Annotated in this window: 12 protein-coding genes and 1 pseudogene; all 13 read right to left on the reverse strand. The window is 52.3% G+C overall.

Annotated elements, in window-relative coordinates; genetic code table 11:
• Window positions 1–25: 25 nt before the first annotated feature.
• On the reverse strand, window positions 26–1,576 hold the full coding sequence (locus MVB78_RS09145) for a CGP-CTERM sorting domain-containing protein (RefSeq protein WP_297490550.1): 1,551 nt from the start codon (window positions 1,574–1,576) through the stop codon (window positions 26–28).
• A gap of 176 nt (window positions 1,577–1,752) precedes the next feature.
• Window positions 1,753–2,610, reverse strand: coding sequence for a hypothetical protein (locus MVB78_RS09150; RefSeq protein WP_297490551.1), 858 nt, complete (start codon window positions 2,608–2,610; stop codon window positions 1,753–1,755).
• Window positions 2,611–2,751: 141 nt separating this feature from the next.
• On the reverse strand, window positions 2,752–4,359 hold the full coding sequence (locus MVB78_RS09155) for a CGP-CTERM sorting domain-containing protein (protein ID WP_297490552.1): 1,608 nt from the start codon (window positions 4,357–4,359) through the stop codon (window positions 2,752–2,754).
• Entirely contained in the window at window positions 4,356–5,147 is a 792-nt protein-coding gene (locus MVB78_RS09160; protein WP_297490553.1) for a hypothetical protein, read from the reverse strand. The genes MVB78_RS09155 and MVB78_RS09160 overlap by 4 nt, the downstream gene beginning before the upstream one ends.
• 437 nt (window positions 5,148–5,584) lie before the next feature.
• Window positions 5,585–6,739, reverse strand: a complete 1,155-nt coding sequence (locus MVB78_RS09165) for a hypothetical protein (RefSeq protein ID WP_297490556.1) — start codon at window positions 6,737–6,739, stop codon at window positions 5,585–5,587.
• Between the two features lie 126 nt (window positions 6,740–6,865).
• Window positions 6,866–7,072 carry a 50S ribosomal protein L24e gene (locus MVB78_RS09170; RefSeq protein WP_297490558.1) on the reverse strand — a complete coding sequence of 69 codons (207 nt, stop codon included), beginning with the start codon at window positions 7,070–7,072 and terminating at the stop codon, window positions 6,866–6,868.
• Window positions 7,072–7,284, reverse strand: a complete 213-nt coding sequence (locus MVB78_RS09175) for a 30S ribosomal protein S28e (protein ID WP_297490560.1) — start codon at window positions 7,282–7,284, stop codon at window positions 7,072–7,074. Before MVB78_RS09175 ends, MVB78_RS09170 begins: the two co-directional genes overlap by 1 nt.
• Window positions 7,285–7,354: 70 nt before the next feature.
• Window positions 7,355–7,726, reverse strand: coding sequence for a 50S ribosomal protein L7Ae (gene rpl7ae, locus MVB78_RS09180; RefSeq protein ID WP_297490562.1), 372 nt, complete (start codon window positions 7,724–7,726; stop codon window positions 7,355–7,357).
• A gap of 83 nt (window positions 7,727–7,809) precedes the next feature.
• A pseudogene (gene truD, locus MVB78_RS09185) lies at window positions 7,810–9,060 on the reverse strand (tRNA pseudouridine(13) synthase TruD).
• Between the two features lies 1 nt (window position 9,061).
• Complete coding sequence (locus tag MVB78_RS09190) at window positions 9,062–9,571, reverse strand: hypothetical protein (protein WP_297490564.1); 510 nt, start codon at window positions 9,569–9,571, stop codon at window positions 9,062–9,064.
• A complete protein-coding gene (locus MVB78_RS09195) occupies window positions 9,571–10,866 on the reverse strand; it encodes an AAA family ATPase (RefSeq protein WP_297490566.1) in 1,296 nt (431 codons plus the stop codon). Before MVB78_RS09195 ends, MVB78_RS09190 begins: the two co-directional genes overlap by 1 nt.
• A gap of 49 nt (window positions 10,867–10,915) precedes the next feature.
• The gene (pth2, locus tag MVB78_RS09200; protein WP_297490568.1) at window positions 10,916–11,275 is read right to left on the reverse strand and encodes a peptidyl-tRNA hydrolase Pth2; all 360 of its coding nucleotides are present in this window, start codon (window positions 11,273–11,275) and stop codon (window positions 10,916–10,918) included.
• A gap of 33 nt (window positions 11,276–11,308) precedes the next feature.
• Complete coding sequence (locus tag MVB78_RS09205) at window positions 11,309–13,399, reverse strand: BatD family protein (RefSeq protein WP_297490570.1); 2,091 nt, start codon at window positions 13,397–13,399, stop codon at window positions 11,309–11,311.
• Window positions 13,400–13,410 lie beyond the last annotated feature (11 nt).

The raw sequence follows: 13,410 nt of genomic DNA on the forward strand, positions 1-13,410 counted from the left end.
GGAATTCTACCAGCAGAAACCAACATCACCGCCTCCCAAAGACCGCGGCAATTAAGCTCAACCCCACCAGCATCGCCGGGCCACAGATCGAGCTGTTCTTCTCGGGCTTTGACGTTTCATTGGGGGCGCTGGGTGTCTTTCTCAACGGTTCTTTCTGCTGGGGCGCAGTTCCAGCAGGGGCGGAGGCCGTTGAACTTGTGGATTCCGCTGAGGTGGGGGATAGGTTTTTGAGATATGAGATGACCTCCGAGGAGACCCTCGATTGAAGCCTGCTAAGGGCCGTGTAGTTTAATCTTCCCGAGGCCATGGACGAGCGGAGGAAGCTTGAGATATCCGCCGCGACCTCGTTCCTCAGCAGGGTTATAAAGGAAACGGCGGTTCTCCATTCCTCCACGGTCCTGTTCGGGTCGAATACCCTGGAGTCGTACTCAACGTGGAGGTATCCCTTGGCATTGTGCGGTATGTAGGTGTAGATGTAGGTGGCATTGAGCTCTTTTCTGTAGTTCGCCGGCAGCGGAAGGGGGAGCATATCACCTGGCTGGAGCGGGAGAGAGACTGATACAAACGTGTTTGTGCTTAGAGATGGGGTAACAAACCTCCTAACTTTTATAGCATTCCCCAGCAACTTCATGAGCTTTTCTGTTTTGTTTAGTCTCAGATATTCCTCAACAGCGCTCTTTGTCAGGTTTTTATCCCTCTCGGAGAAGCCGAAATCGTCGTTAACCTGAGGCAGGGGAAGAATCCTGTGAAACTCAACATAGGGACTGATGGTGTAGAGGTTTTCACCGACCGTCAGATTAAAGGGGATACCAAGGTACAGGTGCCCGTTTTCGAAGATCTTCCTCGTGAAGTTGAGGGCCGCCCCTGATAGGAGTTCGTTTCGCTCGTATGTGGAATTCATCAGCTTCGCCTTGTTTATTATGTCCTCAACTATCCAGGGGTTCGATTCTATGGTCTTCACCAGTTCGTCCGTGCGTTTCTGAATTCCTCTGAGGTAGTATTCAACGTTGAACTCTGGAAGGTACAGCGGCAGGGTTCCGATGTACCTTTTGGTCCCGTTGTCCAGGAGATAGGCGCCCCCCGTATACCTGTTGACCAGGTAGCTCAGCCTGATCTCATCCGGCAGTCCATAATGTGAGGGTTCGGAGTAGCCCAGGGTCCACTTCATCTCAGGTGAGACCGTCAGGTTCGAGAACACCACCCGCACTAAGAGGTATGTGGAGTTGTAGACAGAGTAGTAAACACTGAGGTTTCTCGACCTGAGCTCCAGAGGAAACGGGTACGGGAGGGTTGTGAACACATCCACGGGGACAACTACCTTGGTGTAGCCCTTGGAAAGATGGGTGATTTCAGGGGGCTTCACTTTGATATACCTCGTAAACCCCTCAACTTCGGGTGAGACGTTCGGAGGAAGCCGAATCTCGGGCCCCGAGACGTTGGGACATGATAGGTAAAGGGAAACCTCCACCCTGAGACTGGTGGTAGAGTTCACGTAAAATGCCACGAGCCTGTCCTCCAGCCCAAGGGCGGGGACGCAGGAGGGGTTGGGAGTGAGAACCCTAAAATCAGAGCCCAAGGCCCACACCGGGATCGGAACCGGTTGCAAATGCAAAGTCTCCCCCTTTTCACCGCCGACTTTTATGTCTCCCGCCGCATACTGGAAGGGAATAATGCTCAAAACCAGGAAAAAAAGAAGGAGAAATGCAGTTTTCCGCTTTAGATTCTCCTTTGACACTGGCGGCACCCCTCATCTCAGCTTGTTAGCTCGCCTTCGATTCCTTGGCTATACATATCCACCTGCTGGTAGCTGTAAAACTGAAAATCCTTTTTAAAGTCGAACTCTTTTTCCCGGTATTCAACATATGAACCCAACAGGTTCTCCTTCAAGTTTGGGGATTGTTTAAAAGAGAGTGGCATGGGGTTGCTACTAGATTCAACATAGTAGTACATGTTTAGCTTCCCCGTGAACTCAGTATCGTAGTCGTGCAGATAAAGGGGTGCAATAACCTTGACGGTGTACTCAAATTTAGTTCCAACTTTCTGCTTACTAGATATGGAAACCTCCGCTCCAATGCCAAGCTCTTCAAATCCCGCTGAAACCTTTTGCTCGGCCTCAATCTCCGATTCAGCATAAACTGTCATGGTCAGTTCCTTTTGGATAACTGTTCCAGTAGAACTTCCGTATCCAACCATTCTATCGGCAGATACCCAGTACTTCTCAAAGCCAGAACCTGTCACATCAGAGAAAGCATGATAACTTCCCTTTCCGAAGAACGCGGAGCCTATTGACTTGATGAACTCCCTTCTATCGCCTGTGTTTGTAGTCAGTGCTTTTGCATGCTTTAGAACTATAAGGTCAGCTGTTGCAAGGTCATCCCAGTAGGTTCTGAAATACACGTGATGTACAGTACCGCCAGCTGTTGTGTTGACGTAGCCACTTATCGGGTCATTGTAGGTATCTGACCAAGTTAGCCCATTTAAGTAGTGGACATCGTCAAGTATCTGCACGGCGGTATGAGATCCATCACCTAAGTCTCCCTCCGCGTAGACACCTGGCACTACTGCCCCCGCCAACACAAACATTCCGAGCAGTGCTAAGACTTTCTTCATTTGGACATCTCCCTAAGAGCGGTGCAGTAGATCTTCTAACTCCTTCCTTATAAGACTTTCGTTTTTCCAATGTAAAAAAATTGACATTGGAAGAAGTTATAATGGAGAATGTTAAAGGAATTCTACCAGCCGAAACCAGCATCACCACCTCCCAAAGACCGCGGCAATTAAGCTCAACCCCACCAGCATCGCCGGGCCGCATATTCTGTGGTTTCTGCCTTTCGTTCTGGATTCCCCCATGCTTGCACTCTGACTTGACGCACTCCTTGAGATGTTCGCGCTCGAACTCGTTGGAGACGAAGCGTTAACCCCCGTCACATTGAAGCCGCACTGCCTCAATTTGCCCTCAACGAAGGGATAGAGGGCCTCAAAGGAAGAGGCGTTGAACTTCTTCATGGTCGAAGCGTTGCTCAGGAGGTTGAGGATTTCAGAGAGAATCCCAGAGCGGAGGTAGGGGATGCACTGGCTGAGCACCTTCCAGCTTTTTGTAAAGTTTTCCGGGGTGTAGAGGGAAGGATCGTAGTTGACGTGCAGGAAGGGCTCCGAACCTTTCTTAAACGGCATTATAAGGATGTACGACCCGTTGAAGCCTGACGGAAGAGGCAGAGTTAAAATCCCCCCAGTGGTCGGAGGCGTGTGGAAGTCAACTATTCCAAACCCGCCTCCAAGCCCGTATAAGAGGTATGGATCACTGGTTATCCTCAAGGCGTTCTTGAGGACAAGGTCTTTCAGGGGTTTTGGGTTTCCCCTTTCCAGGTAGGCAAGGAGGGCATTTTTAGCCTCGCTCCGATTAACCCTCATGGGGCCACCTGTAAAGGTGGCGACGTTGTAGGGCCTCTCCACCCAGGACATAAAATCCAGGACAACGGTGGTGTTGTTTGAGTTCACACCTATGTAGTCATGCCCAATCCTCGCAGGATTGCCCAGGTAGCTTCCGCCAGAGCTCATTATCTGAACCGTGGCGTTGAGGGCGAACGCCTGGAGGTACTTGCTGACCTCGGTGGAGTTCTCATTAACCTTAACCTTGTTCAGGATCCCCTCGACGAGCCAGGGGTTGGCCTCCACTGTTGAGATGAACTCCCGCGTCCTTTTCAAGATGCTCTCAACGTACCTTTCTGGTGAAAGGTAGGGCGCCGGTAGGAGGGGGAAGAGCCCGAGATATTTTTTCTCGCCGTTTTCCAGGAGGTAGCCCTCACCGGTGGCCTTGTTGACTATGAACCTCAGATGAAGCTCCCTCGGCCAGCCGACGACCCCGGGATCAGAAGTCTTGAGCAGAACCGAGGACTCCAGCCCGAGGGTGATGTTTGAGAGATCGACGAGGACGAGCTCGTAGGTTGAGTTGTAGGGCCTGTAGGTTACGGTCACGTTGGTAGTTTTAAGGTCGAGGGCTATTCTGTAGGGCTTCGGGGTGTAGTAGGCGACCTTTATGCTCCTGAAGGCTCTGTTTACGCCGTTGAAGGTCATGTTGAAAGAATGCACTCCAAGAATCTCGACCATTGGGCTTGAAACGTTTGGACAGCCGGTGTACGCTATCCCAGAGATCACGGCATAGGTTCCGTTGTCGATCTCAACAGGGGAAAGACCAAAATAGAGTGGGTAGCAGTTAGGGGCCCTAAGAGGAATCATCGAGAAGTTCTCATTCATCGGCCAGATATAGATCGGATTATGAAGGTAACCGGGTGAAGCCCCGACTGCGGGGATGAGGGCGGCTAACAGAAAAATTGAAAGAAGAAGGGGAAGCTTTCTCATTCATTCACCTCCTCATAGACTACGGGTAAATTACCAAGTCCGAGGCTGTCATAGTCCACCCCGCTTGGGAAGCTCCAGAAGATGAAGACGGCGCTCAGGTCGAAAGGCTTGGTCTCCACCTTTGTATACGTGTCCAAAGGGAGCTCATTGAAGTTACCCGAGGTAGGGCAGAAAAACTGACAGTTCTCGTTCAGGGTGTGGGTTAGGTATCCGCTGTACTCGATTTCGAGACGGTACTGCCGCTGTGTGAAACTTACATCAACCACGAACTCCTCTGTCTCGCTGATACGCTTAACAACCTCAGCTGATAGGGAAATGGAGTTCTCAACGCCTGAACCCAACAGCTCCAGCCCAGCTTTGACCTTCGCCTCCGCTTTAACCTTTGCAGAGGCTTCGTCGGTTGCAGAGACCGTAACCCGAATCGTTGAAGTTAAAGTCCCGTCCATAGGGCCTGCATAAACAACGCGCTTGCTGTAGCCATCTTCCGGGAAAGAGACCGAGTAGCGTTCCCATCCTTGGACAGTAGGCATGCTAATCTGGGTATAGGTACCCCTGTTGTAGTCAGTTGCTCCAACGGCACCCACGTAGGAGAGATCTTCCCCGTTGTCCAAGTGAAAGACCAAATTGTGGGTTAGTATCTCATCGCTTGCAACCACGTGGTCATCCCATGGTAGGTAAACGCGCACATCCTGTAGGTAGCCACCGCGTATCGTATCCATATCCCTGGATATACTGCCCGAAGCGTTATACCAATTTATGAAACCAACACATTCTGGCTTGTCAACCAAGCTTGCACTAAGGGCACTAACGGCTGGCGCTGTCGCTGCTGCTCCTACTAAAAAAACATTCCGAGCAGTGCCAAGACTTTCTTCATTCGTCTACCTCCCTAAGAGCGGTGCAGTAAACCTTCTCGCTCCTTCCTTATAAGACTTTCGTTTTTCCAATGTAAAAAAATTGACATTGGAAGAAGTTATAATGGAGAATGTTAAAGGAATTCTACCAGCCGAAACCAACATCACCACCTCCCAAAGACCGCCAGCGCCAACGCAGGCCCGCGAAGTGGGTACCTCCCTGAGCTTGGCCCTGCGCTTGGGGTGTTAGGCTTCCCCAGCGGCCATGCCTTCGTAGATGTGCCCCCTGCATGAAGGCAGTTAGTCGAAGCCCTCAGGGGGAAGAATAGACGTTGCCCGTTGAAGAAAATCAGTAGGGAGGTGGAGTCACCCGCCTACCCCACTTTCAGGTTCCACGTTAAAGTCATTATGGCCTCGTGGGTATGCTCATAATCATCCTGCTTTATGAAAACGGCCTCAAAGTTCACTTTAACTATCTTATGCCAGTGTCCATCGAGCAGTGCAGACTGCTTCACTTTGGCCGTTGAATAAACATTGGTATAGAATGCATACATTGCGTCTCCTGAGTAAGTGTTGAACTCTAAAAGCCATCCGGCTTTCTGAGTCGAACTATCCTCCGCGGGAAACATGTACGAGTCCGGGATCGTTACGGTGAAGGACAGTGAAGGTGGATACCCTATGCTTATTGTAATATCCCTATGGCCACCTAAGATCTCAAGGGGCTCTGCCGTTTCTATCTCTGGCTCAAAGGCTGGATCGAGGTTCCAGTCGTGGATTATCTTCGCCGTATCCGTTATGTAATCCCCGTAGTTGTTGTTTCCCAGTATGTTTTTTATTTCGTATCCTGGCTCAATTTTGTACCATCCGTCTCCATTCTTACCTGGGGCGAGGAGGAAGCTAACATGCTGGGGGTCGCCGTCGTGTATGAGGGCGTAGAGGTGGAACTTCATATTTATGTTTCCGTACGGGGGATAGTTGAGTTTCATCTCCGCCGGCCCGATGTCGTACCAGTATGGACTTACCTGCCCGCTCAGCACCCTTTCCTCACCGTTGCTGCTTGATATTTTAACCTCCCACCCTTTTGGCGGCCCGTATGTCCCGATGGGGATTTTGGAAGCAAAGATGGGTTTCTTCTCAGCCCACTTTAAGAGTTCAGTTTTGGAGTTCTTCTGGGGAAGGAAGTTCTTTCTTGCTGCGAGGATATAGCTCTCTGTACGCCCATCAGGGGCTACCTTTATTCCGTATCCAATGAGGACAACGTCCTTTGGCAGGTCTGGAATAGCGTAGGCCTGCCATTTGGCGTTTGGAGCCGTTGCGTTGAGCAATGTGTCTATCTTTTTAACAAGCTCGCCCCTGTCGATCGGCAGGCCGCTCTTCGAATAGAAGATGTAGGCGGTGTAGTTCTCCCCTGCTATTTCCTGCACTGCGAGCATTCCATACTGAACGCCCTTATCGTTTGGATACGCCGAAACGACAAAAAGACTCCCGATCAAGACCCCAAGTACGAACCATACCACCCTCTGACGCATCTAACCCCCCCTAACAAGATCATCATAACCATTTAGATGATCCATAGTATTTAAGTGTTTCGACCTGCCGAAATTAAGGGATGACGAAAATGCACATTGAACCAAAATTACTAAAGAAAAAAAGAATCACTTCCTCTTCTTGGCCCTCTGGAGCCTGGCCTCCTGGAACGCCCTGGTCCACTTGAGCTTTCTGGGATTGCGCCCCATAAAGTAGAGCTTCTCGCACTTGCCCGAGCAGAAGAAGAGGACCCTCCCATCGTTCCTCACGTACATCTTCCCGGTTCCCGGCTCGAACTCCCTACCGCAGTAGGAGCAGACGTTCCAGCGGGCCATTACCTCCGCCTCCTTATCTCTCTCGCTTCCCTCTCCGTCTCCCTGAGGATGACGATGTCGTTAACCCTAACGGGCCCCTTGACGTTTCTCCTGATGACGCGGCCCTTATCCCGTCCCTCAAGTATTCTGACCTTAACCTGGGTAACCCCACCGGTTACCCCGGCCCTTGCGATGATCTCGATAACCTCCGCCGGGTATCCTTCGTCGCTCATATCCTACACACCCCTGAAAAGCCCCCTCGCAGAGATGAGCTTTAAACCTTTCGCGATGGGAAACGGGAGCTCACTTCATGAGCTCCCTGACCTTCATAGCTATATCCTCGACGAGCTCGCGGCCCTTGCCTGGCTCTATTATAGCAACACTCGCAGCCGGAACCTCAAGCCCGGCCGCAGCGCCGAGCTCCTTCTTGCTCGGAACGTATATGTACGGTATCTCCTTCTCCTCGCAGAGCGGGGGAAGGTGGGCAACTATCTCCTCGGGATCAACGTCCTCGGCTATGACAACGAGCTTGGCCTGACCCCTCTCTACGGCCTTGGTCGTCTCGTTGGTTCCCTTCCTTATCCTCCCGGTGTCGCGGGCGATCTCAACAGCTTCGAGAGCCTTCTCGGCAAGCTCCTCCGGAACCTCGAACTTCACGTAGCTCGGCTTCGCCATCTTTCATCCCTCCGAAACCTCATCGTTCATCCGTTGCAAGGCCGAGTCCGGCTGAGTATTTAAAAGGATTTCGATAGGCTGAGTCAGTGGTCCTTCATTATCTCCCTCAGCAGGCTCGTGGCGTAGACGCCCTTCGGCAGGAAGAAGCGGAAGCACATGCCCGTTCCCGGAATGTAGCAGTAGGTGAGGCCAATTGGCTTTATAAGGAGCTCTCTTCTGCCACCGGGTTCTGCCATCGGCTTTGGAAGTCTTTTAAAGGCCTCCAGCGAAATTTTCTCCCCTTCAAGGATTTCCTTCTCAAGCCTTCCGGGAATACCCCTGGCCCTCCTCATCGCGAAGCCGAAAAGCGGGCCCGAGACCATGGCCTGGCTTTTCCTTATCTTCTCGTTTACGAAGCCAACGTTTGTCTCCGTTACGCGGTATGTTCTGTCGCGGTAGGGGAGGCCTCCCTTTACCTGAACAACTATGTCGCCAACGAGGGCTTCGTTGATGGGTAAACCCTCCTCAATGCGCCTCGACAGGTAGAGGTTAAAGAGGTAGCTCTGGTAGGAGTGGATGAAAATCCTGAGTATTGGCATTGGGAGTGCTAAGAAAGCCCTCTTCCAGCTTCCGGTTCTCTTGTACACCTGTAGCATCGTCCTCTCGTATCTAAGAAAGCCGGGGAACTCGTGGAGGGCCAGTTCAACGTCTCCCGTCTCAGAGAAGCGTCTCCTTGCTTCATCCCCCTCCATCTTCCCATCAGCCTCCCCGAGAAAGAGCCTCGCAGCATCGTGAAATCAACCCCTTAGGAGGAGCTTTCCAACGAGATGATTAACGACGCGCCTCTCCCCAAAACGCTGGTAGCCGAAGTAGTTGGGGAAACCCCCTTTTTCGCGGAGCTCCCTTGTTATGGCCTTTGTCCTCTCAAAAGCGTCTTCGCCAACTTCCCTCACGATTATTTTAAAGCGGTTGCCGAGGAGATGGCCGAGCTTGATGAACCTCCCGTAGGAGACGAAGCTGAGCTCGGCGTCCCTTATTTTAACTTCCTCAACTTTCTCTTTTGCCCGGGCAGGCGCGCTTATATACTGATAAGTTATCGCCCTCTTATCCTTGGTTCCCGCGAAGCCCATCTCCCCCTGACTTATCCCTGCCCTCTTGGCTATCTCCCTGATTACCGCCATCGTGTCCCAGTTCCTCTTCTTGAGGAGGAATATGGCGTATCTTTTTCCCTCGAATATCTGGGGCAGGGGCTCCTCGATGACGACGAAGTCCTCGGGAAAGGCCTTTATCCTCCCGCCTATTCCGGGGCTTTTGCCCAGATGCCTAAAGCGGGAAAAGAACTCGCGGTAGTCCATTTTAATCACCCACGAGTTTCAGGAATTCCTGAAATGATTTACAGTTATTTCTCAGCTTCTTAAAATCAAGTTTGCTCACATAGTCAGGCAACTTATGTTTGGCGTATCCTTCGCGTCGTTTCAGCTCGTCGGAGGGTTTGATGGCCCAGTTGTAGACTAAGCTCCTGCATATCCACTCCTCAATTTCATGCTCAAAGAGGAGCATTTTGACGGGTGTTTTGATGTTGCGCGGGATGTGTTTTTCCACGTCTCTTCTTCGGGATTTGTAGTTTGATGGGCTATCTCCATCGTATACAATAAAATCCGGCTTGGAAAGCTCAGATGCACGGAGGATTTTTCCCAGCTTCGGATTACAGAGATAGGGGGCGTGAATAGGATTTCTCCTTCCTGAAAGCTTTTTCAACCTGATATCTGCCAGCTCCTCATTTCTTAGCCTATTCAGGAGCCTCTTAAAGAACTCCCCCCCGTATGTGTCTTCGGTTATTATAACGATCTCTCGATTCATAGCCATCACTGTTCATCACTATAAAGTAGCGAGCCGTAGAGCCAGCCCTCACTCAGCGTGATGCCCTTTTCATTAAGGAATCTCTTGATTTTCTCGGGGTCTTTGATCCTCACAAACCTGCTTTCTCCCCCAACTTTATCCGCCAATATCAGGTCAGAGGGTTCAGTCATATCAACAACTACCGGGGAGTGCGTTGTTATCATAACCTGACTCTCACTCCCGCGGAGAACATCCAGAATTAACTCCAGGGTCTCCGGGTGGAGGGAGTTCTCTATCTCGTCTATCATCAGGAGGGGAGGCTTGAGGTAAGCGGCGGTAAGCAGAGTTAGGGTCTTGTAGAAGCCGTCTGAGATGCTTGGAGGGGCAAGCTCAAGGTTTCCTTCAAAAACCTTCATCATGACTCGGCCATCCTCTGTCAGCTGGAAGAAAACCCTGGTGTTGGGAAAGGCTATGGAGAGGGGCTTTGCGATTTCATCGGGCAGTCTTCCCTCACGGAGCCAGATGTTGTAGAGGAGGGGGATAAGGTTGGAGGCGTCCTCCGAGAGGATTGTTTCTTTGCGGGGGAATTTTGGAGTTCTTGCCTCCCTTAGGTTTGCACCTTTTAATACGAGGCAATCCACAAAGTTAAGAAATTCCCTGAGAAACACTAAAACAAGGGGATGCTTGTTTAAGGAAGGGGAGACTATGTACCCCTCTTTTTCATTGTGTCTAAATTTGGTACCGCTGATGGGCATTATTCCAGATACCACGCTTGCAACCATTTGAAGAAATGATTCTTCGGGATTTTCCGGAATTAGAAGTTGGAACAAAGATTTATCCTTCGGTGCTTCAAGTTCCATTTTTGGCATAACTCCCGAGTGGACCTCTTTCAGCAACACAGAAGGAGTCTCAGTTATAACCCTGTAAAAGCTGGGGGAATACTCGGTTAACAGGTTAGAACCGGTCTTGATAAGCTTTAGGTACCCCTTAACCTCCAGAACCTCCCTCAGAATCCTGAAGCTCCCGCCCGTCCCTGTAAAGGTCGTCTCAAAATAAACATCGTATTCATTAACATCGAAGAGCATTCCGACGGTTATGGGAAGCTCCTCTTTTCCACCCCACACCACGTTGTTGTAGCCCCACCACTCGAGGAAGGGGTTGATATCGTTTTCAACGTATATCTTCCTCAGAAGTTTGAAGACCTCAATGAGGCTGGTTTTACCGGAGGCGTTTGGACCAACGAGAACGTTGAACTTACCAAGCTCGACCTCACAGTTTCTAAGGCTCTTGAAGTTCTTAACTACGAGCCTCTTCAGTCTCACACTCCCACCGAAAACGAAAAACGGCAAACCGATTAAAAAGGCTTCCCCCTCACACCAGCTTTAAATGGCCGGTAACCCTGTCCACGACCTCCTCAGGGCCGGGCCCTATGGCCAGAACCGTAATGGTTCCCGGAGGAATCTCCGTCAGTCCAGCGTCCCTTATCAGGGCCGTCGGGAGGCCGAGCTTTTCAGCCTTCTCCTTGAGCTGAAGGAGTTCCTCAAGGTTTTCCGCCTTAACGACGACCTTTTTCTGCCCCTCGTTGAACCAGGCCCTAAACCACTCTGGCTTTTCCCTCTGGGCCTTTATCGCAGCCGTAACGGCACCGTGCGCAACCTGAACGGCGAACTTACCCCTGCTGAGCTTTAAGTCCCTTCGCGAGACCATGACCTGCTTGAACATGAAGGGCATGACCCAACACCCGCGAAAGATGTTAAAGGGAGCTCAGCCCCTTTCGATCTTCTTCTCACTTTCCCTCGGTAGGGTTTCCCGGACGAGTTCGAGGCGGAGCTCCCTGAGGAGGACTTCGAGTTCGTCCCTCTTCCACTTCTTCGGGAGCCCTCCGGGCCTGCTCTTGCGCTTCCTGAGGAGGAATCTCCTGAAGGTCTGAACCTCGCTGTAGTAGCCGTAGGCGAGGTAGGCCAAGATCGCAGCGATGATCGCGAGGATCAGGGCGCTTATCTTCCAGTACTGGGGCCCCTTGGGAAGGTACGGTTTAAGGACGGCGTAGATGGACTTGGCGAGCTCCCCGGGCTCGCTTGAATTCTTCAGCGTGCGGTTTACGTAGGACGGGAGCTGAGTGGCCGGCGGATAAACTTTGATCGTCTCCCTCCTCACGATGACCTTTGGGGGAACGGTATCGAGTACTCCGACGACGCCGAGGTCGAGCTCGTGCCTGTTGCCGAGGGGATCGGCGTAGAGGAGGGACGCCTTTATCGGGAACCTGCCCTCAAGGAACGTCCTGATCCGGATAACCTTCTCAACTCTCTGACCCGCCCTCAGATCCCCTAATCCAACTATACCCGGTCCCGCGACGCCGCTCGGGTAGCTCAGGTATATGGCGGCGTCCTTTGCGAAGGTGTAGTTGGAGTTGCTCCCAACGGCGCTCACGTTGAAGTACAGGTAAGCGCTCCCGTTCTCGACGGTATGAGCGTAGCTTGAAAAAACGCCGAAGGTGGAGTTCGAGAGCCCGGTCTTAACCTCTATCTCGGGAGAGGAATAAACCCTCACCCATCTAACAGGCTCGGATCTCACGGTGACTTTGTCCCCGGTCTCGTTGTAGTAGGTTACCGTGACGCTCGGGATGACGTACCTGCCGGGGGAAGTGGGCTTTAGGATGTAGACGATGGCCGGAACCCTCGAGTAGGCGGGCAGGTCTCCAACTGACCACCCCCTCTCCTTTCCCACGAGGGTGAAGCCGCTTGGAACGGGGGCCGTGACAACGAGGTCGTTGGCGTCCCCCGGGCCCAGGTTTTCGACGTTGATGTAGACCGCAACCGTCTGCCCCAGGAGAACCTCGGCTGGTACGACGCTGACGCTGACGGAGACGTTGGCGCTCCTCTTCGGTGGAACCGCTGTGGAGCCGAGGGGCGCGTAGGCCTCAACGAGAACCCTGCCATGGGCCCGGTCAACGTCATTTAGGCCCAACATGACAGGGCCCACAGGAACGGGGGAGCCTCTGAGAAATGTCTTAACGATTTTCAGCGTACCGTTTGGGAGGAAAACCTTGAAGTAAGCTTCGTTTCCTGTTATCTTCCCCACCATAACCTCAACCGTTCCGTTCGGAGTCCCGATCGACAGACTCTCGTTGAGGAAGAGGTAGCCCGTGTAAACGGTGGCGTAGGGGATCACCTTCTCCCTGAAAGGTATGGAACCGTTGCCGGCCGGTATCTGCCGGATGGTGAGGTTGTTTGCCGCGAGCTTGGGCATGAAGAGGTCGACCGTCGCGACCCCCGGCGAGGCGGAGAGGAGGCTTACGTAGAGGTAGTTGGTGTAGTTAACACCGTTCCCGAGGTAGTAGGTGAAGCCCCTCCCTCTCTTGTTGACGAGGGTGAAGTTGAGAAAGCCGCTCAGGGGCGGAAGCCTCACACCGAACCTGGCCCCGTTCTGCCAGGCCTGGAAGAGCTTTATGACAACGTTCGAGTTGAGGACGACTGTCTCGTTGGGGGTCATCTGGAGGGAGCTCCTGACCTTTCTCAGGGGCGAGCTCAGCCCCAGTGTGACCGTCCCATACTCCCTGTCTATTTTGAGAACCCTGATTTCGAATACCTCAGCGCTCCGCGACGGGAAGTAGCCAGTCTCCCCCTCCCGAAGGAAGAAGAGCTGACTTCCGCCGGGATAGGAGACCTTAACGGTAACCAGGCTCCAGTTAGTGCTGACGTCATAGAACTGGATGGTGTAGTTGGCAAGCTCTATGCTGTCCCCGAGGCCGAGCTCCACGGGTGTCATGGAGGCTTTAAGCTGGGGAGCTCCAGCACTCGCGGGGAGCCAGGGGAGAATGAGTCCCAACAGAATGAGGGCGATCAACCTTCTCATATCTCAGACCT

The sequence above is a fragment of the Thermococcus sp. genome (genome assembly GCF_026991495.1).
GTDB lineage: Archaea > Methanobacteriota_B > Thermococci > Thermococcales > Thermococcaceae > Thermococcus.

What these genes read in the sequence shown, in the direction of transcription:
- MVB78_RS09150 (WP_297490551.1), bottom strand. Translation starts at nt 2,610, where the DNA reads ATGAAGAAAGTCTTAGCACTGCTCGGAATGTTTGTGTTGGCGGGGGCA.
- MVB78_RS09165 (WP_297490556.1), bottom strand. Translation starts at nt 6,739, where the DNA reads ATGCGTCAGAGGGTGGTATGGTTCGTACTTGGGGTCTTGATCGGGAGT.
- MVB78_RS09190 (WP_297490564.1), bottom strand. Translation starts at nt 9,571, where the DNA reads ATGGCTATGAATCGAGAGATCGTTATAATAACCGAAGACACATACGGG.
- MVB78_RS09170 (WP_297490558.1), bottom strand. Translation starts at nt 7,072, where the DNA reads ATGGCCCGCTGGAACGTCTGCTCCTACTGCGGTAGGGAGTTCGAGCCG.
- pth2 (WP_297490568.1), bottom strand. Translation starts at nt 11,275, where the DNA reads ATGCCCTTCATGTTCAAGCAGGTCATGGTCTCGCGAAGGGACTTAAAG.
- MVB78_RS09175 (WP_297490560.1), bottom strand. Translation starts at nt 7,284, where the DNA reads ATGAGCGACGAAGGATACCCGGCGGAGGTTATCGAGATCATCGCAAGG.
- rpl7ae (WP_297490562.1), bottom strand. Translation starts at nt 7,726, where the DNA reads ATGGCGAAGCCGAGCTACGTGAAGTTCGAGGTTCCGGAGGAGCTTGCC.
- MVB78_RS09155 (WP_297490552.1), bottom strand. Translation starts at nt 4,359, where the DNA reads ATGAGAAAGCTTCCCCTTCTTCTTTCAATTTTTCTGTTAGCCGCCCTC.
- MVB78_RS09205 (WP_297490570.1), bottom strand. Translation starts at nt 13,399, where the DNA reads ATGAGAAGGTTGATCGCCCTCATTCTGTTGGGACTCATTCTCCCCTGG.